At 39.5% G+C, this 258-nt stretch carries 1 protein-coding gene; it reads left to right on the top strand.

Annotated elements, in window-relative coordinates; translation table 11 throughout:
• Positions 1 to 69 precede the first annotated feature (69 nt).
• Positions 70 to 258: hypothetical protein (locus FLQ44_RS22945; RefSeq protein ID WP_338117507.1), on the top strand; the 189-nt coding region annotated here is incomplete at its 3' end.

Below are 258 nucleotides of genomic sequence, written 5' to 3' on the forward strand. Positions count from 1 at the left end.
CGGTGCTTCAGGTGGTGTCGGTACTTTAGCAGTACAGGTGAAAATGCCAATACTGATGAAGTTGCAACCATGATGGGCATACTTGAACAAATGGGTAAAGAAGTTTATATGGCGGTCTATGAGCATTTAGGTGCAACTGCATGCCGTATTATCGTGCCAGATTATTCTGAAATTTATTTGGTCGAAGACTTAATTTGGGACAATACCAATAAAGCCTTGTTGTTCCGTGAAGATATCTTAAATTTACATCGTTTGGAT

The organism is Vogesella mureinivorans, assembly GCF_007644035.1.
In the GTDB taxonomy this organism is placed as follows: domain Bacteria; phylum Pseudomonadota; class Gammaproteobacteria; order Burkholderiales; family Chromobacteriaceae; genus Vogesella; species Vogesella mureinivorans.